22 protein-coding genes are annotated in these 25,505 nt (G+C 72.6%); 16 read left to right on the forward strand and 6 right to left on the reverse strand.

From position 1 onward, the window contains the following. Window positions 1-38 precede the first annotated feature (38 nt). Window positions 39-1,844, reverse strand: coding sequence for an AMP-binding protein (locus tag I8D64_RS00340; RefSeq protein ID WP_200500545.1), 1,806 nt, complete (start codon window positions 1,842-1,844; stop codon window positions 39-41). 252 nt (window positions 1,845-2,096) lie between these two features. Between I8D64_RS00340 and I8D64_RS00345 the strand changes: the two genes are divergently transcribed. Further along, window positions 2,097-3,041: an ROK family glucokinase gene (locus tag I8D64_RS00345; RefSeq protein ID WP_200500546.1), complete on the forward strand. Its 945-nt coding sequence runs from the start codon at window positions 2,097-2,099 to the stop codon at window positions 3,039-3,041. A 6-nt stretch (window positions 3,042-3,047) separates the two neighbouring features. Here I8D64_RS00345 and I8D64_RS00350 read toward each other — a convergent pair whose 3' ends face one another. After that, window positions 3,048-3,476 (reverse strand): hypothetical protein, encoded by a 429-nt coding sequence (locus I8D64_RS00350; RefSeq protein ID WP_200500547.1) that lies wholly within the window; start codon window positions 3,474-3,476, stop codon window positions 3,048-3,050. Continuing rightward, a complete protein-coding gene (locus I8D64_RS00355; RefSeq protein ID WP_200500548.1) occupies window positions 3,473-4,249 on the reverse strand; it encodes an alpha/beta hydrolase in 777 nt (258 codons plus the stop codon). The genes I8D64_RS00350 and I8D64_RS00355 overlap by 4 nt, the downstream gene beginning before the upstream one ends. A 73-nt stretch (window positions 4,250-4,322) precedes the next feature. Between I8D64_RS00355 and I8D64_RS00360 the strand changes: the two genes are divergently transcribed. Together I8D64_RS00360 and I8D64_RS00365 are read left to right on the forward strand one after the other, a co-directional pair. After that, complete coding sequence (locus tag I8D64_RS00360; protein WP_200500549.1) at window positions 4,323-5,051, forward strand: lysophospholipid acyltransferase family protein; 729 nt, start codon at window positions 4,323-4,325, stop codon at window positions 5,049-5,051. A 182-nt stretch (window positions 5,052-5,233) separates the two neighbouring features. Further along, window positions 5,234-6,586 (forward strand): class II 3-deoxy-7-phosphoheptulonate synthase, encoded by a 1,353-nt coding sequence (locus tag I8D64_RS00365; RefSeq protein ID WP_200501209.1) that lies wholly within the window; start codon window positions 5,234-5,236, stop codon window positions 6,584-6,586. Window positions 6,587-6,671: 85 nt separating this feature from the next. Here the strand turns inward: I8D64_RS00365 and I8D64_RS00370 are convergent, their stop codons facing one another. After that, window positions 6,672-8,774: a protein kinase domain-containing protein gene (locus I8D64_RS00370; RefSeq protein WP_343068365.1), complete on the reverse strand. Its 2,103-nt coding sequence runs from the start codon at window positions 8,772-8,774 to the stop codon at window positions 6,672-6,674. Window positions 8,775-8,881: 107 nt separating this feature from the next. On the opposite strand from I8D64_RS00370, the gene I8D64_RS00375 reads away from it, so the two are divergent. Further along, complete coding sequence (locus tag I8D64_RS00375) at window positions 8,882-9,259, forward strand: Rv2175c family DNA-binding protein (protein ID WP_343068366.1); 378 nt, start codon at window positions 8,882-8,884, stop codon at window positions 9,257-9,259. 77 nt (window positions 9,260-9,336) lie between these two features. On the opposite strand, the gene I8D64_RS00380 is transcribed toward I8D64_RS00375, so the two are convergent. Next, window positions 9,337-10,485, reverse strand: coding sequence for a polyprenyl synthetase family protein (locus I8D64_RS00380; RefSeq protein WP_200500551.1), 1,149 nt, complete (start codon window positions 10,483-10,485; stop codon window positions 9,337-9,339). Window positions 10,486-10,696: 211 nt separating this feature from the next. On the opposite strand from I8D64_RS00380, the gene I8D64_RS00385 reads away from it, so the two are divergent. The 10 genes from I8D64_RS00385 (at window position 10,697) to I8D64_RS00430 (ending at window position 22,041) form a co-directional block, all read left to right on the forward strand. Then, window positions 10,697-12,037: a hypothetical protein gene (locus I8D64_RS00385; protein ID WP_200500552.1), complete on the forward strand. Its 1,341-nt coding sequence runs from the start codon at window positions 10,697-10,699 to the stop codon at window positions 12,035-12,037. 84 nt (window positions 12,038-12,121) lie between these two features. Then, window positions 12,122-13,306, forward strand: a complete 1,185-nt coding sequence (gene metX, locus I8D64_RS00390; RefSeq protein ID WP_200500553.1) for a homoserine O-acetyltransferase MetX — start codon at window positions 12,122-12,124, stop codon at window positions 13,304-13,306. A gap of 103 nt (window positions 13,307-13,409) precedes the next feature. Beyond that, a complete protein-coding gene (locus I8D64_RS00395; protein ID WP_200500554.1) occupies window positions 13,410-13,817 on the forward strand; it encodes a universal stress protein in 408 nt (135 codons plus the stop codon). Window positions 13,818-14,066: 249 nt separating this feature from the next. Continuing rightward, the gene (locus tag I8D64_RS00400) at window positions 14,067-15,377 is read left to right on the forward strand and encodes an RNA polymerase sigma factor (protein WP_200500555.1); all 1,311 of its coding nucleotides are present in this window, start codon (window positions 14,067-14,069) and stop codon (window positions 15,375-15,377) included. A gap of 180 nt (window positions 15,378-15,557) precedes the next feature. Beyond that, a complete protein-coding gene (locus tag I8D64_RS00405) occupies window positions 15,558-16,313 on the forward strand; it encodes a haloacid dehalogenase-like hydrolase (RefSeq protein WP_200500556.1) in 756 nt (251 codons plus the stop codon). Further along, on the forward strand, window positions 16,310-17,170 hold the full coding sequence (locus tag I8D64_RS00410; RefSeq protein ID WP_200500557.1) for a MurR/RpiR family transcriptional regulator: 861 nt from the start codon (window positions 16,310-16,312) through the stop codon (window positions 17,168-17,170). The genes I8D64_RS00405 and I8D64_RS00410 overlap by 4 nt, the downstream gene beginning before the upstream one ends. After that, complete coding sequence (locus I8D64_RS00415; RefSeq protein ID WP_200500558.1) at window positions 17,157-18,143, forward strand: carbohydrate ABC transporter permease; 987 nt, start codon at window positions 17,157-17,159, stop codon at window positions 18,141-18,143. The genes I8D64_RS00410 and I8D64_RS00415 overlap by 14 nt, the downstream gene beginning before the upstream one ends. Before the next feature lie 79 nt (window positions 18,144-18,222). Then, window positions 18,223-19,614 (forward strand): extracellular solute-binding protein, encoded by a 1,392-nt coding sequence (locus tag I8D64_RS00420; protein ID WP_200500559.1) that lies wholly within the window; start codon window positions 18,223-18,225, stop codon window positions 19,612-19,614. A gap of 85 nt (window positions 19,615-19,699) precedes the next feature. Next, window positions 19,700-20,608: a carbohydrate ABC transporter permease gene (locus I8D64_RS00425; protein WP_200500560.1), complete on the forward strand. Its 909-nt coding sequence runs from the start codon at window positions 19,700-19,702 to the stop codon at window positions 20,606-20,608. 56 nt (window positions 20,609-20,664) lie between these two features. Beyond that, window positions 20,665-22,041, forward strand: a complete 1,377-nt coding sequence (locus tag I8D64_RS00430) for an MBL fold metallo-hydrolase (RefSeq protein WP_200500561.1) — start codon at window positions 20,665-20,667, stop codon at window positions 22,039-22,041. Window positions 22,042-22,117: 76 nt separating this feature from the next. Here the strand turns inward: I8D64_RS00430 and I8D64_RS00435 are convergent, their stop codons facing one another. Further along, window positions 22,118-22,336 carry a DUF7455 domain-containing protein gene (locus I8D64_RS00435; RefSeq protein ID WP_152353098.1) on the reverse strand — a complete coding sequence of 73 codons (219 nt, stop codon included), beginning with the start codon at window positions 22,334-22,336 and terminating at the stop codon, window positions 22,118-22,120. Window positions 22,337-22,637: 301 nt separating this feature from the next. On the opposite strand from I8D64_RS00435, the gene I8D64_RS00440 reads away from it, so the two are divergent. Beyond that, window positions 22,638-24,704 carry a DNA gyrase/topoisomerase IV subunit B gene (locus I8D64_RS00440; protein WP_425490262.1) on the forward strand — a complete coding sequence of 689 codons (2,067 nt, stop codon included), beginning with the start codon at window positions 22,638-22,640 and terminating at the stop codon, window positions 24,702-24,704. Beyond that, a complete protein-coding gene (gene hisF, locus I8D64_RS00445; protein ID WP_200500563.1) occupies window positions 24,701-25,486 on the forward strand; it encodes an imidazole glycerol phosphate synthase subunit HisF in 786 nt (261 codons plus the stop codon). The genes I8D64_RS00440 and hisF overlap by 4 nt, the downstream gene beginning before the upstream one ends. Window positions 25,487-25,505 lie beyond the last annotated feature (19 nt).

The following is a 25,505-nucleotide window of genomic DNA, read 5'->3' on the forward strand; positions in this document are numbered from 1 at the left end:
GGGGCGGACATCCAGGGCCGGCCGTCGCCTCCCGGGCCTCAGCCCTTCTTCGGGCGGGAGTAGATGGTCTCGATGAGGTCCGCGTAATCCTTGGTGACGACGTTGCGCTTGAGCTTGAGGGACGGGGTGAGGTAGCCGTTCTCCTCGGTGAAGTCGGTGTCGATCACCTCGAACACGCGGATCGACTCGGCGCGGGAAACCGAGGTGTTCGCGGCGTCGACCGCCTCCTGCAGAGCCGCGCGGACGGTCTCGTCCTCCGCCGCCTCGGCGAGCGTCATCTCGGGCAGGCCGTGGTTCTTCAGCCAGGTGGGCAGCATCTCCTCGTCGAGCGTGAGGATCGCGGCGACGAACGGCTTCTGGTCGCCCACGACGATGCACTGGCTGATGAGCGGGTGCGCGCGCAGAGCGTCCTCGAGCGGGGCGGGGGAGACGTTCTTCCCGCCGGCGGTGACCAGCAGCTCCTTGGTGCGGCCGATGATCGTGATGGAGCCGTCGTCGTCCAGGGTCGCGAGGTCGCCGGTGCGGAACCAGCCGTCCTCGAAGGCGGCCCGGGTCGCCTCGGGGTTGCCGTGGTACCCGTGGAACACCATGATCCCCTTGACGAGCAGCTCGCCGTTGTCGGCGATGGCGACCGTCCCTCCGGGCAGCGGCGGGCCGACGGTGCCCGGCTTGACGTCCCAGGGCAGGTTCACGGCCACGGGCGCCGTGGTCTCGGTGAGCCCGTACCCCTCGAGGATTGTCACCCCGATGCCTCGGAAGAAGTGCGCGAGACGGTCGCCCAGCGGCGCGCCGCCGGAGACGGACCAGCGCACGTGCCCGCCCATGGCCCCGCGGAGGGTCCGATACAGCACGAGGTCGAAGAGCTTGTGCTTCGCGCGCAGGGCGAGCGGCACCCGGCCCGCGCTGAGAGCCTTCGAGTAGGCCACCGCGGTGTCTGCACCGGCGGCGAAGATCTTGCCCTTGCCGCCCGTGATCGCCTTCTGCTCGGCGCCGTTGTAGACCTTCTCGAAGACGCGCGGCACGGCCAGCAGGAAGGTGGGCTGGAAGGCGGCAAGGTCGGGCAGGAGATTCTTGGTGTCCGGGGTGAAGGCGGTGGTCGCCCCCGCGAGCGTCTGCGCGACGTGCAGGAGACGCGCGAAGACGTGCGCGAGCGGCAGGAACATCAGGGCGCGGGACGCCGGAGGCAGCACCTCGTCGCCCAGGAAGGCGACCGCGCTGCGCGAGGTGTCCACGAAGTTGCCGTGCGTGAGCTCGACCCCCTTGGGGCGTCCCGTCGTGCCGGAGGTGTAGATGAGGGTCGCCACGTCGGCCAGGCGTCGCGAGGTCCTGCGCTCCTCGAGCTCCTCGTCGCTGATCCCCGAGCCGCCGTCGGCGATCTCCGTGAGGGCGCCGTCGTCGATCACCCAGATCTTCTCCAGGTCCGGCAGCTCGCCCCGCACCGACTCGAGGTCCTCGCGGTGGCGGGCGGACTCGACGACCGCGAAGCGCGCCCCCGAGTCGCTCGCGATCCACTGCACCTGCGACGGGGAGGAGGTCTCGTAGATCGCGACGGAGACGGCGCCGGAGAACCACAGCGCCCAGTCCACGAGCACCCAGTCGAAGCTCGTGCGGGCCATGATCGCGACGACATCGCCCGGCTTCACGCCCGCGGCGATGAAGCCCTTGGCCAGCGACTGCACCTGCAGCAGGAAGTCGGTGGAGGACAGCGGGCGGAAGGGGCCGTCGCCCTCGCGCAGCTCGAAGATCGGGGTGCCGGAGTGTCGCGCGTGGCGCTCCAGCAGCAGATCCGTGGTGTTCTCGTCCTCGCGGCTGCGGTGATTGGCCGGGGTGCCGTACTGCTTCACGGAGGCTCCTTCGATCGGGACCCCCGTGGGGCGGTCCCGGACGTTCTCGTCGGCGGACCCATCTGCGCGCCGGCCGCGTCGCCGGCGCTCTCGGGACCTGGTTTGGCCTGCATCCTACGGCAGGCGAGACCGTACGATGGGCGGGCGCGGCGGAGCGCGGGGCCGCTTCCCGCGGCGCTCCCGGCGACACCAGCCGCGTCCACCATGCACACCGCGCTGCTCGCGCGCACCGCACAGACCGGAAGGGGTCCCATGCACTCGATCGGCGTCGACATCGGCGGCACGAAGATCGCCGCAGGCGTCGTGGACGAGGAGGGACGGATCGTCGCGAGCACCCGGCGCGTGACCCCGGCCACGGACCAGGACCTCATCCAGTCCGCGGTCGTGGACGCCGTGCACGAGCTGCGCGAGGACCACGAGGTGGCCGCGGTCGGTATCGGCGCGGCCGGGTTCGTGGGCGCCGACCGCCGCACGATCGTCTTCGCGGCGAACCTGGCCTGGCGCGATGCCGCGATCGCCGACGACATCGAGGGGCGGATCGACCTCCCGGTCGTCGTCGAGAACGACGCCAACGCGGCGGGCTGGGCGGAGTTCCGCTTCGGCGCCGCCCAGGACGCCGCCGACATGCTCATGCTCACCGTGGGCACGGGGCTGGGCGGCGCGCTCGTCCTCGACGGCCGCCTGGTGCGCGGCAGCGGGGGCTTCGCGGGCGAGGTCGCCCACATGAACCTCGTGCCCGAGGGCCAGTGGTGCGGATGCGGCCGCCGCGGCTGCCTCGAGCAGTACACCTCGGGCACGGCGCTCGTGCGCGCCGCCCGTGCCCGCGCCGTCTCCTCCGAACCGCTGTACGCGCCGCTGCTGAAGCGCGCGGGCGGGGACGCCTCCGCGATCGACGGGCCCATGGTCACCCATGCCGCCCAGGAGGGTGACGAGGGGGCGCTCGCGCTGCTCGCCGAGCTCGGCCACTGGCTCGGCTACGGCGCAGCGAGCCTCAGCGCCGTGCTGGATCCCGAGATCTTCGTGGTCGGCGGGGGCGTGAGCAGCGCCGGGGACCTGCTGCTGGACCCCGCCCGCACCGCGTACGCCTCCGAGCTCGTCGCACGCGGGCACCGCCCGCTCGCCCGCTTCGCAGTGGCCCGCACGGGCAACGGCGCGGGCATGATCGGCGCCGCCGACCTCGCCCGCCAGGACGCCTGAGCCCGCTCAGACCTGCGCGCCGTCCGTCGGGTCGGAACGGTCCGGCGGGACACGGGCGATCAGCGCCACCAGGCCGCCGACGGCGGCGATGCCGCCGAGCGCGCCCGCCCATGTCGGGATCGAGTCGAGCACGGCGGCCAGCAGCGCGAGCAGGACGCCTCCGAGGAGGGCGGTCCAGGACCACACCGCGTAGTCCGAGGCCTGGGGCAGATCAGGGTCCGGGGGCTCGAAGTCCCCGAGCAGCACCTCGTCCTCGGGGTCCTCCGGGTCCTCGGGGGTGTCTGCGCTCTCAGGCGTCGGCGCGGAACGGATCTCCGGCCGCGGGGCGATCCCCTCGGCGTCCACGATCCGTGCGAACTCCTCGTCGAAGTCGCGGCGACCGCCCTCGTCGCCCGCCTCCTCCGGCTCCGGAGCCGGGGTGCTCGGCGTGCTCATCGGCCCTCCTCCGTGCTCGTCGGCACCCAGCGCTTGAGGTGGGCGCGGGACCGGGCGAAGAGATCCTCGGCGTCGTGGTCGAGGGTCGCCAGATGCCCGCTCGCGCCCAGCGTCATCCTCTCCACGGGGCCCGCGGTGCGGGAGGCGATCACATCGCTCGAGCGCGGCGGGACCGTGCGGTCCTGCGGGGAGACCGCCACGAGGGCGGGCGCGGTGATCCGGCCGAGGCCCGCGCGGGTGCGGCGCACGAGGGCTCGGAGCTCGCCGACGGCGCGCAGTGGGGTGCGGTCGTAGGCCTCCTCGATGACGCCCTCGCGGCGGATGTCCCCAGCGATCGCGCCGATGGAGGGCACGAGGCGGGAGAGCACGGGTGCGACGGCCCAGACGGGGGAGTCGACCATCGCGGCGTTGACCAGGACCAGTGCGCCGATGCGCGGTGCGACGGCGGGGTCCTCGGCGAGCGCGGCGGCGAGCGTCCCTCCCATGGAGATCCCGCCCACGGCGATCGTGCCGTGCTCGCGCTGCAGCTCCAGGGCGCTCTCGCGCACGGCCCGGTACCAGTCCTGCCAGGTGGAGGCCGACATCTCCTGCCAGGTGCTGCCGTGCCCGGGCAGCAGCGGGGCGCGCACGTCCCAGCCGTGGGCTGCGGCGTCCGCGGCCCAGGGGCGCACGGCGTGCGGCGTCCCAGTGAAGCCGTGGCACAGGAGGAGACCGCCCGCCGGGTTAGAGTGGGGCGCGCTCCGCCACGGCTGGGACAGCTCGCTGAAGGCCATGGCCCCATGGTCGCACCTGGCCCGCACCGATGGGGCCAGCCCGAGGACAGAACGATCGACGAGGACACCGCCGATGCTCTACGAGGTCGCGAAGCCCGTGGTCGCCGCCGTGCTGCGCGTGGTCTACGCGCCGCGGATCTCCGGCGTCCAGCACATCCCCGATGAGGGCCCTGCGATCCTCGCCAGCAGCCATCTCTCCGGCGCGGACACCGTCTTCATGCCCGCCCAGGTCCGGCGCACCGTGCACTTCCTGGCCAAGGCCGACTTCTTCTCCGGCACCTCCCTGGCCTCCCGCGGCTTCGGACGCCTCATGCGCTCCCTGGGCGTGATGCCCGTGGACCGCACCGGGGGCAGCGCCTCGGAGGGAGCGATCGAGGCGGGCCTGCGGATTCTGCGCAGCGGGGAGCTGCTGGGCATCTATCCCGAGGGGACCCGCAGCCCCGACGGGCGCCTGCACCGCGGCAAGACCGGGGCGGCGCGGCTCGCGATCGCGACCGGGGCCCCGCTGGTCCCGATCGGCATGCTCGGCAGCTTCGAGGCCCAGCGCGGGCGGCGCATCGTCCCGCGCCGGCGCCCGCGCATCGAGGTGCTCGTCGGCGCCCCGATCGACCCCGCCGAGGTGCTCGGCGACCTCGAGGCGGCACGCGCGGACCCGCAGGCCGCGCGCACGCTCACCGACCGGCTCATGCTGCACGTCCAGCAGCTCACCGGGCAGGACTACGTCGACACCTATGCGGCCGACGTCAAGGCCGCGCTCGCGCGGGGCGAGGCCGCCCCGCCGACGACGCGCGCCTCCCGCTGACCCCGTCGGACACCGGCCCCGTCGGCCCTGCCGCTCTTCCCCTCCCCGTCGTGCCTCCATGCACGATCCGCGCGGCGGGATCCCGCGCACGGGCGCCCGCGCGCAGGGAGCCGGGTTCTCGGTAGGGTGACCCGGTGACCTCCACGACGCACCACACACCGGCCCGCGCCCACGCCTTCTCCCTGTCCTCGACGAGCGAGGAGCTCGCCGCGCTCGGGACCTGGCGCGAGTATCCCCGGGTGCAGCAGCCGTCGTGGCCCGACGAGGGCGAGCGCGCCAGTGTCTTCGACCGTCTCCGCGCCGCCCCGCCGCTGGTCTTCGCCGGCGAGGTCGACGTGCTGCGCTCGCGCCTCGCCGATGCCGCGCGCGGGGAGGCGTTCCTGCTGCAGGGCGGCGACTGCGCCGAGACCTTCGCGGACTCCACGGCGGACCGCATCCGCGCGAAGATCCGCACGATCCTGCAGATGGCGGCCGTCCTCACCTACGGCGCGTCCGTGCCCGTGATCAAGATGGGGCGGATGGCCGGCCAGTTCGCCAAGCCGCGCTCGTCGGACATCGAGACCCGCGACGGCCTCACCCTGCCCACCTACCGCGGCGACGCCGTCAACGGCTTCGATTTCACCCCCGAGGCGCGCCGCCCCGATCCGCAGCGCCTGTGGGAGATGTACACCACGAGCGCCCAGAGCCTGAACCTCATGCGGGCCTTCACCAGCGGAGGCTTCGCCGACCTGCGCGAGGTGCACAGCTGGAACCAGGGCTTCGTGCGCGGCCCCGGCTACGACCGCTACGAGCAGATCGCCCGCGAGATCGACAAGGCCGTGCGCTTCATGGAGGCCATCGGGGCCGACTTCGAGGCTCTCCAGAGCGTCGAGTACTACGCCTCGCACGAGGCGCTGCTGCTCGACTACGAGGAGGCGATGAGCCGCATCGACTCCCGCACCGGCGAGATCTACGGCTGCTCGGGCCACTTCCTGTGGATCGGCGAGCGCACTCGTCAGCTCGACGGCGCGCACGTCGAGTTCATGTCGCGTCTGCGCAACCCCATCGGCGTGAAGCTCGGTCCGAGCTCGACCGTGGACGACGCGTTGCGCCTCATCGACGCCCTCGACCCCGAGCGCGAGCCCGGGCGCATCACGTTCATCTCCCGGATGGGCGCGGGGAAGATCCGCGACGTGCTGCCCGGCCTCGTCGAGGGCATGCGCGACGCGGGGGCCACCCCCGCGTGGGTCACCGACCCCATGCACGGGAACACGATCACCTCGTCCAACGGCTACAAGACGCGGCGCTTCGAGGACATCCTCGAGGAGGTCCGCGGGTTCTTCGAGGTCCACCGGGCGCTGGGCACGGTCCCGGCGGGTCTGCACATGGAGCTCACGGGCGACGACGTCACCGAGGTGCTCGGCGGCACCGGACACATCGACGAGGCGGGCCTCGAGCGCCGCTACGAGACGCTCGTCGACCCCCGCCTGAACCACCAGCAGTCCCTCGAGCTCGCCTTCCTCGTCGCCGAGATGCTCGGCCAGGACGCCCGCTGAGGACCGCGGATCGCGCCGGGCGTCGCTGAACGACACGGCAGGACGGCAGGAGGGCCGGCGGGGAGCCGTCGGCCCTCCTGCCGTCTCAGAACACCGAGATCGTGATGGTCGAGCCCTTCGCGGCCTTCTCGCCGCCGTTGGTCGACTGCGCGTAGACGGTGCCCAGCACGGGCGCTCCGCGGTCGTACTGGACCTTGGGCGTGAAGCCGGCCTTCGTCAGGGCCGCCTTCGCGTCCTTCTCGCTCTTGTTGAAGACGTTCGGCACCTTCACCATCTCCGGTCCCGAGGAGATCACGAGCTGCACCGTGTCCCCGCGGTGCCCGCTGCCGCCCGCCGGCGACTGGGAGGCGACCTTGCCCTTGGCGACGTCCGAGTGCTTCGTGGACGTGGTCACGGTGAAGCCCGCGTCCTCGAGGGCGCTGCGCGCCTGGTCCTCGCTGCGCCCGGTCTGGTCCGGGATCGAGATCGGCACGCGGCCCTTGGAGACGACCACGTGCATTTCGCCGCCCTCGGGGAGGGCGTCCTGCGCCGCGGACTGGGAGATCACCTGGCCGGAGGGCACCTTCTCGGAGTATTCGCCCTCGTCCTGGACGAGGGTGAGCCCCTGGTCCTCGACGGCCTTCTTCGCGTCCGCGAGGCTCTTCCCGGTGACGGTGGGGACGGGGAACGTCTGCACGCCCTTGGAGACGACGAGCTTCACGCTCTCGTCCCTCTTCAGGAGGGTCCCGGCCGCGGGGGTCGAGGAGATCACGTGCCCGGCGGGCACGGAGTCGCTGAACGCCTCGCTCGTGGCCGTCTCGAGGTCCTGCGAGGTGAGGGAGGCGTCGGCCGCATCGAGGTCGGTGCCCGCGAGGGCGGGGACGGTGCGATCCCCACCGGGCCCCTCGTGCAGGTACCAGTGGCCGGCGCTCGCTCCGCCCGCGGCGAGCGAGCCGACGACGGCGAGCACGGCCGCCGCCCGCAGACCGCGCGAGGTGCCGCGCAGCGGCCGGTCGAGATGCCGGCCGCGGCGCGGGCGCACCGCGGGGAGGGCCACCTCGCGGGACGACGCTCCGGCGTCCTCCGTGGAGGATGCGTCGTCCTCTCCGTGCTGGTCGACCCGGGCCGGTCCGTCCTCGTCGTCCGCGGCCGTGTCCGCATCGCCCCCATCTGCGGCGCCCCCGTCGGCGGCGCCCCCGCCCGCGTCCGGAACGTGGTCCGCCTCGAGACGGGCGGCGAGCGGGAAGGCGCGGGCGGCGGCCTCGCCGGCGAGGTCAACGTCGTCCAGGTGCGCGGTCAGGCGCGGCACGTCCTGGGTGTCGACGTCGTGGAGCTCGGACGGCGCGGCGTCGAGCACCGCGGCGGGCAGGGTGCGCAGGAGGTCGCGGACGCCCGCGAGCAGATCACCGGCCCCACGGGGCCGGTGCTGCGGATCGCGCGCGCACGCCCAGGTCACCAGGGAGTCCACCTCGCGGGGGACGGTCGAGACCCGGGCCGACGGCGCGGGCATGTCCTCGTGCACGTGCTGGAAGGCGATGTGCACCGCCTGCTCGCCGGTGTACGGCTGGACGCCGGTGAGCATCTCGTAGAGGACCACGCCCAGCGAGTACAGGTCGCTGCGCGCATCGCAGTGCCCGCGGGTGACGACCTCGGGGCTGATGTAGGCGACGGTCCCCAGCAGGGTGCTGCTGGCCGAGGTGTTCGCGGTGCCGATGGCGCGCGCCAGCCCGAAGTCGGCGACCTTCACCGATCCGCCGGGGGCGAGCAGGATGTTCTCGGGCTTGATGTCGCGGTGCACGATGCCCGCGGTGTGCGCGGCGTCGAGCGCCTCGAGGATCTGCTCGGTGTCCTCGAGGGCCTCGCGCACGGTCAGCCGCCCGGCCTCGGTGATGCGGTTGCGCAGCGTCCCGCCCTCGATGAGCTCCATCGAGAGGTAGATGCGGTCCCCGTCCTCGCCCTGGTCGAACACTCCGACCACGTGCGGATGGGCGAGCCGGGCCGCGCTGCGGGCCTCGCGGGCGAAGCGGCGGCGGAACTGCTCGTCGACGGCGAGGTGCGGATGCATGATCTTGAGGGCCACGGTGCGGTCAAGACGTTCGTCATGTCCGCGATAGACCGTGGCCATACCGCCGCGGGCGATCAGCTCCTCGACGGCATAGCGGTCGTCGAGGAGCACGCCGGTGTCAGGGGAAGTGGCAGGCGCGCTCACGAGGCTCACTGTACGGCCGTGCGTGCACCGCGCCACGCAGCGACACGAGCACTCAGGATGCGCTCAGGCTGTCGGCCGGAGCCCGCGGGCCGTGGCACCCTTGAGGGGTGAGCGCACAGCACGAGACCCCCGAGTCCTCCCTGGACGATCTGATCGGCAGCTGGCTGCCGCTGCCCGACGCGGCCGAGGAGCTCGGCGTCGAGGTGTCGGCCGTGCGGCGCATGGTCGACGACGGCTCGCTCGTCGAGATCCGCCGTGGTACGCCGAAGGTCCGCTGCGTGCCCGCCGAGCTCATCAAGGACGGCGAGCTCACGCCCTACGTCGCGGGCACCATCACCGTGCTGCGCGACGCGGGCTTCTCGGACGAGGAGCTGCTGCGCTGGCTCTTCACCCCGGACGACTCCCTGCCCGGCCGTCCCATCGACGAGCTGCGCGCCGGCCGACGCGGAGAGGTCCGCCGCCGCGCCCAGGCGCTCGGCTTCTGATCCGATCGGGGGCTGCCGCCCGGGTCCCACGCTGCGGGGAGCCCGCGCCCGCGTGGCGCGCCGGCTCTCGGTCGCTCCTAGCGGCCGACGTCGAGGCCGGTGAGCTCGGTCGCCGCACGGCCGAGTCGTGCGAGGCCCTCGCGCCCCTCCTCCTCGAGGCCGGGAGCGTCGGCGAGCACCGCCTCTGCGCGCGCTGACAGCGCGCGGATGTCCGCGGCGACGGAGGAGACCGCGCCCGTCGAGCGCATGAGGTCGCGGACGGCCTCGATCTCGTCGTCGTCGGCGTCCTCGCGCCCCACCACCCGGTCCAGCAGGTCCAGCCCCCGTGCGTCCTGGCGGGCCGACGCGGCCGACCGCGTGCGCGCGAGGAGGACGGTGCGCTTGCCCTCGCGGACGTCGCCTCCGGTGGGCTTGCCCGTCGCGTGCTCGTCGCCGACCACGCTGAGCAGGTCGTCGCGCAGCTGGAAGGCCGTGCCGACCGCCTCCGACCAGGCGTCGAGCCGTTCGCGCACCGCGGCGTCCGCGCCCTGCTGCGCGGCACCCATGAGCACCGGGCGCCGCACGGAGTAGGAGACCGTCTTCCAGCGGATCACGGCGAGCGCCGCCGCCTCGTCGTCGGCGGGGGAGCGGAAGCCTCCCTCCTGATGCAGGACGTCGAGGAACTGGCCGGTCATGACCTCCGTCGCGAGCGAGGAGAACTGGGCGCGCGCGTCCCGCATGCGCGCCTGCGCCCCGGGGACGGCGTCGACATCCGCGAGGTCGCGCGCCCAGCTCAGCGCGAGATCGCCGAGGATGATCGCGACGGCGCCGCCGAAGCGCTCCGCCTCGCCGCGCAGTCCCTCGGCGCGATGCCGATCCGCCATCTCCACATGCACGGCGGGGCGGCCGCGACGGGTGGGGGAGCGGTCGATGAGGTCGTCGTGCAGCAGGGCGGCCGCCTGGAGAAGCTCGATCGCGCCGCCGAGGCGGGCCAGGGCGAGCAGCTCCTCCGGGTCCTCGGCCGACGTCGAGCACGCGCGCGCCGCGCCGAAGCACAGGCGCGGGCGCAGCAGCTTGCCTCCCACGAGGAAGGCGCGCAGGGAGTCCACGAGCCCGGCGGCCTCGGGGGCGATCGCCGTGAGCTGAGCGCGTCGCGCGTCGAGCTCACCGGTCAGCACCTGCTGCAGCACCTCATGGAAGCGCGCGTCGAGCGGGCTCGTGGCGGACGGGAGATCGGAACGGGTCATCAGGGGCTGCTCCTTCGGCGGGACCCCCAGATCCTCCCATGTCCGCAGGCGGGAGGATCGCGCTCCCTCCTGTCCCGGGTCACCTCGAGGGGTCCATCGTCCCCTCCCCATCGTCCCCTCCCCGTCGCTCGCCGGTCCTCCCCAGCGCGGACTTGTCCCCAATCCGACCGGCGGCGTGGTCTCGGCGAGCGCAGGCGGGGACGCTCGGTGCATGAGCACAACCCCTGCCCACCGCGTCCCCTCCGATCCGTCGTCAGGCGCCTCCGCGCGCACCTCGAAGGGGCTCGCTGCGTCGTGCGCGAGGAGTGCGTCTTCTCCGCCGCCTCCGCCCTCGGTGCCGGACCCGGCGGATCCGCCCCCGCGCACCCTGCGGGCGGACGACCCCTCCGAGCTCCTCGCCGAGGCGCGCGTGACGCTCGGCTGCGTGCCGCGCGACTGCCTGGTGATGATCGGCCACAGTGGCCGCCGCCTCTCGCCCCTGGCCACGCGCATCGCCCTGCGGGACGTGGGCGACGGGCCGGGAGGCGTGGACGTGCCGCGGCATCTCGCGCTCCTGGACCGCGCGGGCTGCGACGGCGCCTTCGTGCTCGTGCTCGCGGGGGACGGATGGGAATCGGTCGAGGAGTCCCGGACCGACGACGCCCGCAGGATCGCCCTGGAGGTGGTGCGCGCGGCGGCTCTGCGCGGGCCCGACGGGTTCGACGTCCCCGAGGCCTGGGTGGTCTCAGGCGGGTGCGCGGAATCCTTCGCCCTCACCCCGGAGGACGACGGCGCCTTCGCCCTTCGCGTCCTCGAGTGGCCGGGGCCGCTGACGCACCCTCGTGACACCCTCGTCGGCGTCCAGGAGATCCATGCCGGACGCCGGGTCCCCGAGGACGATCCCGCCGCCGAGCGCGAGATGCGGATGATCGGGGACGCCCTCCGGGATGTCGCCTCCGGGGAGGGCGTGCCGGGGTCCCGACCCGGCGCCTTCGAGACGTCTGCCCGCTGGCATGCCCTGCTGGGCGCATTGCGACGTGCGCGCATCCCGGGAGCCGTCGCCGGGGAGGTCCCCGGCACCGGGGAGGCCCCGGGATCCGGGGGAGACGACCTCTCGATGTCGCACTGTGAACGGCTCGCCGGGATGCGGGATCTGCTCGCCGCGCCCGACGCCGCGCTCTCGCTCCTGCACGTCCTCTCGGGCCTCGAGGAGGAGGGCGAGGACGGCGGGATCGAGGGGCTGGTGCGTTTCGTCGCGCGGCTCGCCGCCGACCCTTCGCTCCGGCCCGCATCCCGCATCTGTGCAGGTGGGGAATGGTTCGAGGCCCTCCTTGCGATGCGGATGGCATGCGAGGGGACGGGGAGCGCCCCGATGGTCGGGGCGAGCGCCGGCGCCTGGACCGCACTGGGGACGGCGCTCGCCGTCCTGTCCTGGTGGAACCACCGGTTCGCGACCGCCGACGATCTCGCGCAGGAGATCGAGATGCGCGGGGAGGACGAGGTTCTGGCACTCTTCCTACTGCAGATCGCCCGCGCCAGGGTCCGCCCCGCCTGGAGGCCCGCGACCGCCTGAGGCGGCCCGGGGCCGCTCGCCCGGCGGACGGCGCCGGGCGAGAGCACGGAACCCGACCACCACGACACCTGGAGGGCGCATCGCATGACCGCCTCGACCGCCCCGAGCACGTCGGCCGCTCCGGCGGGATCGCCGGCCCACGGCTCAGGTCCCGAGGTCCCCGCGTCGGGCGCCTGGCGACCGGAGCACGGACCGGGCCACCGGCGCTTCGCCCGGGTCGGCGCGCTCGAGCTCGAATCCGGCGAGCGCCTCGACGACGTCGAGCTGGCCTTCGAGACCTGGGGCGAGCTCGCTCCCGACGGCTCCAACGCGGTGCTCGTTCTCCACGCCCTCACCGGGGACTCCCACGTGATCGGCGAGGCGGGGCCCTCCCACGCGACGGCCGGTTGGTGGAGCGATCTCGTGGGCCCGGGACGCGCGGTGGACACCGATCGCTTCTTCGTCGTCGCCCCCAACGCCCTGGGAGGCTGCCAGGGCTCCACGGGACCGAGCACCGCCGCCCCTGACGGACGCCCCTGGGGAGCGCGTTTCCCGCAGGTCACCATGCGCGACCTGGTCACCGCGGAGCAGCTCCTGGCCGCGCAGCTCGGCGTCGAGAACTGGGCGCTCGTGATCGGCGGCTCCATGGGCGGCATGCGCGCCTTCGAGTGGGCGGTGAGCGCGCCCGAGCAGGTGGAGCGACTGGCCGTGATCGCCTCGTCCGCCCGGGCGAGCGCCGACCAGATCGCCTGGAACAGCGCCCAGATCGCCGCGATCCGCGCCGACATCGGCTTCTACGGCGGGGACTACTACGACCGCTCCGACGGCGAGGGCCCGCACCAGGGGCTCGGCGCGGCGCGCCGCATCGCCCACATCACCTATCGCACCGGAACCGAGCTCGAGGAGCGCTTCTCCAACCGCTCCCAGGGGGAGGAGGACGTGCTCGACGGGGGTCGCCACCAGGTCACCAGCTACCTCGACCACCACGCGGACAAGCTCTCCCGCCGCTTCGACGCGAACTCCTACGTGCGCCTCGCCGAGTCCATGAGCACCCACGACGTGGGCCGTGGCAGGGGCGGCACTGCCGCCGCCCTGCATCGCGTGCAGGCACGCACACTCCTGGTCGCGATCTCGAGCGATCGTCTCTTCCCGCCCGAGCTCGTGGCCGAGGCCGCCCGGGAGATCCCCGACGTGCACCACCACGTGATCGACAGCCCGCAGGGCCATGACGGCTTCCTGCTGCCCCACCCCTCGCTGCGCGAGTGGATCGCCGACCTCCTGGAGGGTTAGGCTCCAGATCCAGCCACGCCATCGGCGTCCCGCGGCCGGCAGGCAGGACCGCAGATGCGGGCCCACCGGCCAGGACGTCCCGACAGAAGGGTCCGGGTGCTCCATGAGCGTCGTCGTCGGATACTCCCCGTCAGCCCAGGGGGACGCGGCGCTCGCCGCCGCGGCCCGGGAGGCGAAGCGGGGCGGGGACACCCTCGTCGTCGCGTCCCATGCGTACCACGACCCCGAGGCCGGACGGGCCATCGCCGATGCGGAGTCCGTCGGCGCCGCGATCGATGCCCTGGGCATCGCCGAACCGCCGCAGGTCGAGGTCCGCACGGGGGAGGACCTCGACGTGGGCGACTTCCTGCTGCAGGTCGTGCACGAGACCGACGCCCGCCTGATCGTGATCGGGCTGCGTCGCAAGTCCCGCATCGGCAAGCTCAACCTCGGGGCGTCCGCTCGGCGGGTGGTCCTCGAGAGCACGTGCCCCGTCCTCGCCGTGAAGCACGCCGACGCGATCGCCGCCTGAGCCCGGGGGCCCTCGCAGCACCGAGGGCCCCGGAGCGCCGCGGATCGCGCCCCTTCGCGGAGACCTCCGTCACACGGGAATAGATCCCGAGGGGGCGTCGTTGCACTCCCCGAGGCTTGACGGCACCGCCCCTTCGTGCGCCCTCACGCAGGTATCCTTCGGGTCGGGTGGTGCATCGGCCCGTGCACCATCGTTCGCCCGCGAGACACCGGTCCGGCCCTGCGAAGGACCGGCGGAAGAAGGAACTCAGTGACTGCTTCGCACACCACCGTCGACGACAAGACCGCCGTGACCGATGACGCGAAGGACGCCGCGCCCGTGAAGGGGAAGGCGGCGACCTCGTCCGCGAAGTCCACCAAGAAGGCCCCCGCGAAGAAGACGGCCGCGAAGAAGACGGCCGCCAAGAGTGCCGCGGGCGGCACCACCGGCAAGAAGAAGTCGGCCTCGAAGGCGACGGAGGCGGCGCCGGAGGACGACCTCGAGGCGACCGCGGAGGACGAGCAGGCGCCCGAGGAGGGCGAGGAGACCGAGGAGAAGGACCCCAAGGGCGTCCACAAGGCGAACCAGAAGTCGGACGAGGAGTCCGGCGGCCTGGTCATCGACTCCTCCGAGGACGACTCCCCGGCCCAGCAGGTCGTGACCGCCGGCGCCACCGCCGACCCGGTCAAGGACTACCTGAAGCAGATCGGCAAGGTCGCACTGCTGAACGCCGCCCAGGAGGTCGAGCTCGCCGAGCGCATCGAGGCCGGCCTCTTCGCCGAGCAGCTCCTCAAGCGCGACGAGAGCATCGTGCGCACCAAGAAGGGCCGCGAGCTCGGCATGATCGTCGAGGACGGCCGCGCCGCCAAGGACCACCTGCTCGAGGCGAACCTGCGACTCGTGGTCTCCCTCGCCAAGCGCTACACTGGCCGCGGCATGCTCTTCCTGGACCTCATCCAGGAGGGCAACCTGGGCCTCATCCGTGCGGTCGAGAAGTTCGACTACACCAAGGGCTACAAGTTCTCGACCTACGCGACCTGGTGGATCCGTCAGGCGATCACCCGCGCCATGGCCGACCAGGCCCGCACCATCCGCATCCCCGTGCACATGGTCGAGGTGATCAACAAGCTCGCCCGCGTGCAGCGCCAGATGCTCCAGGACCTGGGCCGAGAGCCCACCCCGGAGGAGCTCGCCAAGGAGCTCGACATGACCCCCGAGAAGGTCGTCGAGGTCCAGAAGTACGGGCGCGAGCCCATCTCGCTGCACACCCCGCTCGGCGAGGACGGCGACAGCGAGTTCGGTGACCTGATCGAGGATTCCGAGGCGATCGTGCCCGCGGACGCGGTGAGCTTCACCCTCCTCCAGGAGCAGCTCCACTCGGTGCTGGACACCCTCTCCGAGCGCGAGGCCGGTGTGGTCTCCATGCGCTTCGGCCTCGAGGACGGCCAGCCCAAGACGCTCGACGAGATCGGCAAGGTCTACGGCGTGACCCGCGAGCGGATCCGCCAGATCGAGTCGAAGACCATGAGCAAGCTGCGCCACCCCTCGCGCTCTCAGGTCCTGCGCGACTACCTCGACTGAGCCCCTCCTCAGCGGTCGACGGCCCGGCACCTCCCGCAGGTGCCGGGCCGTCGTGCACGTCGCGTGCACGGCGCCGCGGACGCACGGCGCCGCGGACGGGGCGTGAACACCCGACGAACATCCGTTCCGGATGTTCCGGAAAGCCTGGTCATCCGTTCCAGCGCGGCCTAGGCTCGCACCGTGATCCCGGACACCCCGCCGCTGTCGACCTCCCTGCACCCCGCCGCAGGCCCCGTCGTCGTCTTCGACTTCGACGGGACGGTGTGCCTGGGCGACGGTCCCGTCCTCGCCTACGCCGAGGCCGCCTGCGCCCGCATGCTCGCGGCCGACGCACGCAGCGTCCGCTCCCGGTTCGAGGACTGGATGGCTGGCCGCTCGTCCGACCACCACGCCGACGCCTACGTCGCCCTCGCCGCGCTCGCCCGGCCGATCCTCGGTGACGAGCTCTCCGAGGCCTACCTCGACTCCCGGCGCCGGCTCGTCCACGACGATCTGGGCGTGCGACCCCCGGAAGGCCTGATCGCCCTCCTGGACGAGCTCGCCGGGGTCGGGGTGCGACGCGTTCTGCTGACGAACTCGCCGGCCGTCGGCATGGACGAGACCCTCGTCCACCTGGGCGTGCGGGGACGCTTCGACCAGATCGTCGTCGGCGCGAAGAAGCCCTCCCGGATGCCCGAGCACCTGCGCGTCCTCCTCGGCGACGAGCCCGCCCACCATCTCGTCTCGATCGGCGACAACTGGCGCAACGACGTCGCTCCCGCCGTCGGGCTCGGTGCCGTGGGCATGCTCATCACCGGCGCGTGGGGGGACAGCGCGCTGCCTCCGCAGGCCCTGGCCGTCCAGCGGGGCCACCATCTGTCCGAGCTGCTGCCCGCCCTGCGCCGCTTCGCCGCCGACGCCGAGGCGTTCGCCCCCAGCCGGGACCTCGCCCGATGAGCACCGCACGGCCGTCGAACCGCGCGAGCGCCCCCACGCTCGCCTCCCGCCTCGCGGCCGCCGCGCCCACCCTGGGCCCCGCCGAGGAGCAGGTGGCGCGCGTGCTCGTCTCCCATGCCGAGGAGCTCCCGGAGCTGTCCACCGCGCAGGTCGCAGAGCTCTCGGGCACGTCCCGGGCGAGCGTCGTGCGGACCTGCCAGCGCCTCGGCTACACCGGCTTCCAGCAGCTGCGGGTGCTCGCGGTGCGCGACGCGGCCGGCGAGCGAAGCGGCGCCCAGGAATCCCCGGACACGGTGATCGGCGCGGCCCGCGCCCTCGCCGAGCAGACCGTGCAGGCCACCGACATGCTCGAGGAGGAGCCGCTGCAGAGCACCGTCGCCGAGCTCGCCGCCGCCCGCCGGGTGCTCGTGGTCGCCGGCGGACTGAGCGCATCCGTGGGCGCGGCGCTCAGCGCCCGTCTGCTGCGCCTGGGGCTCACCGTGATCTCGCCGGCCGACCCCTTGGACGCGGAGATCGCCGCGGCCGCGCTGGGCCCCGAGGACCTCTGCATGGCGATCTCCGCCTCCGGCGTGAACGCCCAGACCCTGCGCTGCGTGCGCGCGGCCGCGGGAGCGGGTGCGCGCACCATCGCGCTGACCGCCTTCCTGGGCACCCCGCTGGAGCAGGCCGTCGGCCGCACCCACATCACGCCGCTCCCGCACCGTCACTACCAGGACGAGTTCCACAGCCCCTCGCGGCTTGCGCAGCATGCGCTCGTCGAGGCGCTCGGAGGGGCCCTCGAGCGCCGGCTCGGCGAGGGCGCGGGAGCCGTCCAGGACCGGATCCTCGAGGTGGTGAGCGGCCATGTCGACGAGTGAGAGCTCCCTTCCGCAGACGCTCCCGCGGACCGGCGCCGGCCGGCCGGGGAACCCCGCGCCCCGCACCGGCCCCGCCCGCCGCCGCAGCCGTGCCCGCCGCGCCCTGACCTCTCCGATCGCCTACCTGTTCGTCGCCCCCGCCATCGCGATCTTCGGGATCTGGACGATCTTCCCGACGCTGTACACCTTCCGGGTCTCGACCTTCGACTGGAACCAGCTGAACCCCGCGATGAGCGAGTTCATCGGGCTGGGCAACTACCGGGACATGCTCTCGGGGAGCACCAACCCGTCGTTCTGGCAGACCTTCGGCGTCTCCTGCTACTTCGTGATCGCCAACGTCGTGGTCGGCACGATCCTCGCCCTGCTGCTCGCCCTGCTGGTGCGGCGCGGCTCGAAGCTCATGGCGGCCGCCCGCACCAGCTTCTTCCTCGCCTACATCGCCCCGGGGGTCGCCACGGCCCTCATCTGGCTGTGGATCTTCAACCCGCGCTTCGGACTCGCCAACGGGGTCCTCTCGCTCCTGCACCTGCCGGTGATCGACTGGCTGGGCGACTCCCGCTACGCGATGCTCTCGATCATCGTCTACTCCGTCTGGCACGAGGTCGGGTTCCTGGTCCTCGTGTTCGTGGGCGGACTGATGACCACCAGCGGGGAGCTGTCCGAAGCGGCGAAGGTCGACGGCGCGAACCCCTGGCAGGAGTTCAGCCGGGTCACCCTTCCGCAGCTCATCCCGTACGTGGCGTTCGTCGTGATCATCTCCTCGATCTCGTCCCTGCAGGCCTTCACCCAGTTCTTCGTGCTCACCGGCGGCGGACCCGGCTACTCGACCTCCACGATCGGCTTCCAGCTCTACCAGCAGGCGTTCGTGCTCGGGAACACCGGCTACGGGGCGGCGCTCGCGGTGGTGCTGTTCCTCATCACCCTCGTGCTCTCGATCATCCAGCTGCGGATCTCCGCGAGGCTCTCGCGATGATCGGCCGTCCTCCGCCGACCGGCCCGCCGTGCCCTCGACCACCCCGCTCCCGACGACCTCTGCCACTCATCGCCCCGCCGTGCCCACCCGCACTCTCACCCAGGAGAACCCGATGACCGTCATGCGCCGCACCTCCGCCCGCACCGCACACAGCATCTCGTCCCGCATCTCATCGGCGCCCACGCGCCGCACCGTCCTCGCCGGCGCCGCCGCCTCGGCGAGCGCTCTGGCCCTCGCCGCCTGCTCGTCCGGATCCTCCGGCTCCGGCGACGGCGACGACTCCGGCAGCGACGCCGTGCCGTCCTTCGACCCCGACGCGAAGACCACCATCACGTTCATGCACGCCATGGCCTCGGGCGATCAGAAGACCGCGCTCGAGAAGATCGTCTCCGACTTCGGGAAGGACCATCCGAACGTCACCATCGAGCTGCAGGACCAGCCCGATTACGGCACCCTGCAGACCAAGACCAAGGCGCAGGTCGGCGCCGGCAGTGCGCCCACGATCGCCCAGGCCTACGGCAACTGGGCCAGCGAGTACGCCGACTCGAAGGTCATCGTGCCCCTGGACGCGTACGCGGAGGCCGACGAGGACTACGCGGACTTCGCCGAGGCCGTGAAGAAGGACATGCAGCTCACCGACGGCAAGATCTGGATGTGGCCCTTCAACAAGTCCGTCGTGGTCGTCTACCGCAACGCGGAGATGGTGAAGGAGGAGCCGAAGACCTGGGACGACTTCGCGAAGGTCAGCAAGGACGTCTCGAAGGACGGCGTGGTCGCCCTGTCCATCGACCCCGGCAGCGCCAAGGGGCCCGCCGGCGGCACGGCCCTCTACGAGATCCTCGCCGAGTCCATGGGCAGCACGGTCTTCGCCGACGACGGCACGCCGCAGTTCTCCGAGGACGGCTGCGTGAAGGCCCTCGAGTACCTCGTGGACCTCAAGGACGCGGGCGCGCTCGCGATCGCCTCGGGCTATCCCGGCCAGGAGGCCCTGGGCGCCGAGAAGGGGGCCTTCGACGTCTCCTCCGTGGCCTCGTTCCCGTTCAACGAGCAGGCTGTCGGCGGGAAGTTCGAGATGGGCGTGAGCGCCCTCCCGGAGGGGCCCTCCGGTGCGGCGAACCAGCTGGCCGGCACCAACATCGTCCTGTTCGCCGATGCGAGCGATCAGGAGCGCGCCGCCGCCTGGGAGTTCATGCAGTTCATCACCACGCCGGAGCAGCAGGCCTCTTGGGCGGCCGCCACCGGCTACCTCCCTGTCAGCTCCGCCTCCCTCGAGCAGGACGCCATGAAGAAGGTCGTCGAGGAGCGCCCGTGGATCACCGACGCCGTCAAGCAGCTCGACACCGCGCGCGCCCTGCCGCCGGTCACGAGCGTCACCGAGGCCTCGGGCCTGCTCTCGGTCGCCCTGCAGGACGCCCTGCAGGGCAAGGCGAAGCCGGCCGACGCCCTCGCCGACGCGCAGAAGAAGGCCTAGGCGCTGGGCTGAGGCGGCGCGGGCAGGGACCACGAGGACCACACGGCCCACAGGCGACACGAGGGACGAGGAGGCGAGTGAGCCGATGAGCAGCACGAGCACGACGCTGCGCAACAGCACGGGGGAGGAGATCCCGCGCAGGCGCCGTCGGCCCCGACCCGTCCAGCGGGTGCTGTCGGTCCTCGCCGTCCTCGCGGCGCTCGCCTTCCTCTTCCCCCTGCTGTGGACGCTGTACACCTCGATCTCCTCGCCCGACGACGTGTACACGCTCCCGCCGCGGATACGGCCCCCGGGCGAATGGGGCCACTACGTCGAGGCCGCCGCGCAGAACTATGCGCGGGCGTGGGCGGCCGCGCCCTGGCCGCGCTACTTCGCCAACACCGTCTTCATCGCGGTGTGCGTCGTCGCCCTGACGCTGCTCACCGGACTGCTCGCGGCCTTCGCCTTCGCACGCATGAGGTTCCGCGGCCGCGGTGTGCTGTTCCTGCTGGTGATGAGCGTGATGATGGTCCCGCAGACGGTGCTCCTGGTCCCGAACTTCCTGCTCGCTCAGAAGATGGGCCTCTACGACACCTATGCGATCCAGATCCTCCCGTGGGGCGCGTCCGTGTTCGGCATCTTCCTGCTGCGGCAGTTCTTCCAGACCCTGCCCGCCGAGATCTTCGAGGCCGCCGAGCTCGACGGCGCGGGCCCGGTGCGTATGCTCGCGCAGGTCGCCGGACCGCTCGCCGTGCCCACGATGATCCTCGTGGGCCTGAACGCCTTCATGGGGTCCTGGAACTCGTTCGTCTGGCCGTACTTCATGACCAAGTCCGATCAGCTGCGCCCCATCGAGGTGGGGCTGCAGACCTTCCAGTCCGAGAACGGCAACGACTGGACCGGGATGAGCGCCGCGGTCGTCTTCACGACGATCCCGGTGATCCTGCTCTTCCTGTTCCTCCAGAAGTACTTCGTGCGCGGCGCCTTCTCGACCGACGGGGCCGTGCGCGGATGAGCGGCCGGGTCAGCGGGTGGGGGACCGGGCAGTCGGGGACGACGAGGAGCGAGTAGATGGACGATCCGACGGGCACGAGCATCGAGATCCACGGCGGGGTGCGCGTCATCGGCGGCACCAAGGTCCTGATCAGCACCGCGCGCGCCCGCGTGCTGCTGGACATCGGGGAAGACATCCCGGGCGAGGCGGACCTGCTGCGCGAGAGCACCCGCGTGCGCGAGGGCCACGGTCTCGCCGATCGCCTGCGCCTGGGTGCCGCGCCGCGGATCGCCGGGCTGTTCGCGCCGGAGGAGCTGCGCGCCGTCGGCCCCGGCGCCCAGGACGTGCAGGCGCTCGCGGCCGAGGATCCCCGACCGCTCGTCGTCATCCTCTCCCACGCCCACATCGACCACGACGGGCTGCTGGCGCACCTGCGGCCCGAGGTCCGGGTTCTCGCCCATCCCGAGACGATCGCCCTGCATCGCGCGCTCGAGGAGGCGGGTGCCACGACGCCGGGCACCGCCGCTCGTCTCACTCCGATCGAGGAGGGGGAGGATGTCGCCGTCGCGGACCTCGCCGTCACTGTGCACCGGGTGGACCACGACGTGCGCGGTGCGATCGGCACCATCGTGCGCGCCCCCGACGGAGCCCTCGCCTACACCGGGGACGTGAACCTGCACCGTGAGGACGGGGTGCACACGCGCGCCTTCCTCGAGGCCGCGCGTGGGGCCGACGTGCTCGTGTGCGAGACGACGATGCTGAGCTTCGACCCGCCGCCCCTCGAGCCCCGCAGCGAGGAGGTGATCGCGCGCGTGGTCACCGAGGCGCTGGCCGGCAGCGAGGACCTCATGCTGCTGAGTGCGTACGAGCGGGACGTCGACCGCGCCGCGCTGCTCGTCCGCGCCGCCGCCGACGCCAGGCGCACGCTCGTGTGGCCGGGACGCCACGCCGCCGTGCTCACCGCGATGGGGATCGGGGGCGTCGTCACCTGGGACGGGACGCGGCCCCAGTCCGGGAGCCAGCGCCGGGCGGGGGAGCTCGCCGCCGGTCGCGAGCGGAGCGCGGCGCGGACGGTCGGCATCGACGAGGTCCTGGAATCCCCCGATCGCTTCCTCGTCCAGATCGACCCGGAGGACTTCACCTCCCTGCTCGACCTCCCGCTGGGGCCCACGAGCGCCTGGATCCATTCGCAGGGCGAGCCGCTGGGGCCGTTCATGCGCGACTGGGACGTGTGGCAGGACTGGCTCGAGCGTTTCGGACTCGCGACGGTGCCGGCCGGCTCCTCGGGACATGCCGGCCCGCTCGCGCTGCGCGAGATCGTCGAGCGGATCGCCCCCGCCCGCGTGATCGCCCTGCACGGCTTCCACCCCGAGCGCCTCGAGGTCGACGGCGTGCGGACGGTCCTCCCCGAGATCGGCGTGCCGATCCCGCTGCGCGAGGTCGGCACGCGCTGATCGCACCCACCGGACGCACGAGGGCCCCGCATCCTCGGCGGATGCGGGGCCCTCGTGAGTCAGGGAGTGTGCGGGATCAGTCCTCGACCGGCACCGGACGAGCGTGCAGGCGCTCGGTCTCGTCGATGACCTCCGAGGCGAGCGGACGGAAGGCGTCCTCGTGCGCGCGGGCGTGGTGCCCGCAGAACAGCAGCTCGCCACCGGCGGAGAGGGAGACCTTGACGTAGGCCTGGGCACCGCAGCGGTCGCAGCGGTCGTGCGCGGTCAGTCGCGGGGCTTCGACGGTCGTGTTCATGCCCCACATTCAAGCACCGCGCGGGCGTCGGCGGCGTGATCCGCGCCTCCGGTTCGCTCACCGCGCAACGCCCGTGCGCCCCGCCACGCCGGAGACGCCCGTCGGCCCTGGTCGTCGGGCTCGCCGCCGTAGAATGACGCGCGTGTCAGACACCACCGCGTCCTCCGAGTCCCCGGCCGCCGAGTCCCCGTCCCAGGAGGGCTCCGCGTCGTCATCCGCGAAGCCCGCCGCGAAGCGCTCGACGAAGGCCCCGGCGAAGTCCGCCTCCAAGCAGGCCGCCTACGACGCCCGCCATCTGCAGGTGCTCGAGGGCCTCGAGGCCGTCCGCAAGCGCCCCGGCATGTACATCGGGTCGACCGATTCGCGCGGCCTCATGCACTGCCTGTGGGAGATCCTCGACAACTCCGTGGACGAGGCCCTGGGCGGCTACGGCGAGGGCATCGAGGTCATCCTCCACGAGGACGCCTCCGTCGAGGTCCGGGACTCCGGGCGCGGCGTGCCGGTGGACACCGAGCCGCGCACGGGCCTGACGGGCGTCGAGGTCGTCTACACGAAGCTGCACGCCGGCGGGAAGTTCGGCGGCGGCTCCTATGCGGCCTCGGGCGGCCTGCACGGCGTGGGCGCGAGCGTCGTCAACGCGCTGTCTGCCCGCCTGGACGTCGAGGTCGACCGCGCCGGGGTCACATACGCCATGAGCTTCCAGCGCGGCGTCCCGGGCGACTTCGCCGACGGCGCCGACGGCCCGGGGCCCGACGCCCCGTTCACCGCCGCCGACGGCCCCGCCGAGCTGCGCAGGGTCGGGAAGGTCAAGCGCGGCGTCTCCGGCACCCGCGTGCGCTACTGGGCCGATCCCCAGATCTTCATCAAGGGCTCCCACTTCTCGAGCGAGGAGCTCGTGCGCCGCGCGCGCCAGACCGCGTTCCTGGTGCCGGGCCTGGGGATCACGATCTCGGACCGTCGGCCCGAGCGCAGCCCCGATCAGGACGAGGAGCGGTCCTTCCGCTACGACGGCGGCATCTCCGAGTTCGTCGAGTACCTCGCGCAGGACCAGAAGATCACCGACGTGATCCGCCTGCAGGGCACCGGCGACTACACGGAGACCATCCCCGTGCTCGACTCCAAGGGCCACATGGTCTCCAAGGAGGTCGACCGCACGTGCGAGGTCGACGTGGCACTGCGCTGGGGCGCCGACTACGACACCACCCTGCGGTCCTTCGTGAACATCGTGGCGACCCCCAAGGGCGGCACTCACACCTCGGGCTTCGAGCAGGCGCTGCTGAGGACGCTGCGCAAGCAGGTCGAGAACCAGGCGCGCCGCGTGAAGTTCAACGCGAAGAACGAGAAGATCGAGAAGGACGATGCGCTCGCCGGTCTCACCGCCGTGGTCACCGTGCGCCTCGAGGAGCCGCAGTTCGAGGGCCAGACGAAGGAGGTGCTGGGCACCCCGGCGGTGCGCCAGATCGTCTCCAAGGTCGTCGAGCAGCAGCTCACCGGCTTCCTCACCTCCACGAAGAAGGAGGAGAAGGAGCAGGGAGCGCTCGTCGTCGACAAGGTGGTCTCCGAGATGCGCGCCCGTATCGCCGCGCGCATGCACAAGGAGGTCTCCCGCCGCAAGAACGCCCTGGAGTCCTCGACGATGCCCACCAAGCTCGCCGACTGCCGCTCGACCGACGTCGAGCGCTCCGAGCTGTTCATCGTCGAGGGCGACAGCGCGCTGGGCACCGCGAAGAACGCGCGCAACTCCGAGTTCCAGGCGCTGCTGCCGATCCGCGGCAAGATCCTGAACGTCCAGAAGGCCTCCATCACGGACATGCTCAAGAACACCGAGTGCGCCGCGATCATCCAGGTGCTCGGCGCGGGGTCCGGCCGCACCTTCGACCTCGAGCAGGCGCGCTACGGGAAGATCATCATGATGAGCGACGCCGACGTCGACGGCGCCCACATCCGCACCCTGCTGCTGACCCTCTTCCACCGCTACATGCGTCCGATGCTCGAGGCCGGGCGGATCTTCGCCGCCGTGCCGCCTCTGCACCGCGTGGAGATCATCCACGGCGGCAAGAAGAAGAACGAGTACGTCTACACGTACTCGGAGAACGAGCTGAACCGCCTGCTGAAGAGCCTGGACAAGCGCGGCAAGCGGTACAAGGAGCCGATCCAGCGCTACAAGGGCCTGGGGGAGATGGACGACGACCAGCTCGCCGACACCACGATGGACCCGCGCCACCGCACCCTGCGCCGTGTGCGCATCGAGGACGCGGAGGCCGCCGCCTCGATGTTCGACCTGCTCATGGGCAGCGACGTCGCACCGCGCAAGCAGTTCATCATCGAGGGCGCCGAGGAGCTGGACCGCGAGAGGATCGACGCATGAGCCCCGCCGTCCGCGTCATCCCCTGCCTGGACGTCGACGACGGCCGCGTCGTCAAGGGCGTGAACTTCCAGGGCCTGCGCGATGCGGGCGATCCGGTCGAGCTCGCCCGCCGCTACGGCGAGGAGGGGGCCGACGAGCTCACCTTCCTCGACGTGAGCGCCTCGGCGAGCGGCCGCGGCACCATGCTCGACGTCGTGCGGCGCACCGCCGAGCAGGTGCTGATCCCGCTCACCGTGGGCGGGGGAGTGCGCTCGGTGGAGGACGTCGACCAGCTGCTGCGCGCGGGAGCCGACAAGGTCGGCGTGAACACCGCCGCCATCGCCAGGCCCGATGTCATCACCGAGATCGCCGAGCGCTTCGGCAACCAGGTGCTCGTGCTCTCGGCCGACGTCCGCCGCGTCACCGAGGAGACGCCCGACGGTCCCGCGCGCTCCGGCTCGGGCTTCGAGGTCACCACCCACGGCGGCCGCCGCGGCACCGGCATCGACGCGATCGCCTGGATCGCCGAGGCCGCGGAGCGCGGCGCCGGCGAGATCCTGCTGAACTCGATGGACGCCGACGGCACCACCAGCGGCTTCGACCTCGAGCTGATCCGCGCCGCCCGTGCTGCGGCGGACGTGCCTCTCATCGCCTCGGGCGGTGCGGGCCGCGCGGGGGACTTCCCGCCGGCAGTGCGGGCGGGCGCCGACGCCGTGCTCGCCGCGAGCGTCTTCCACTTCGGCACCCTCACCATCGGCCAGGCGAAGGAAGCCCTCGCGGCCGACGGACTGCCCGTCCGGTGACGGCGCCCGCCGGGCAGGT

It is taken from the genome of Brachybacterium halotolerans, assembly GCF_016623465.1.
GTDB lineage: Bacteria > Actinomycetota > Actinomycetes > Actinomycetales > Dermabacteraceae > Brachybacterium > Brachybacterium halotolerans.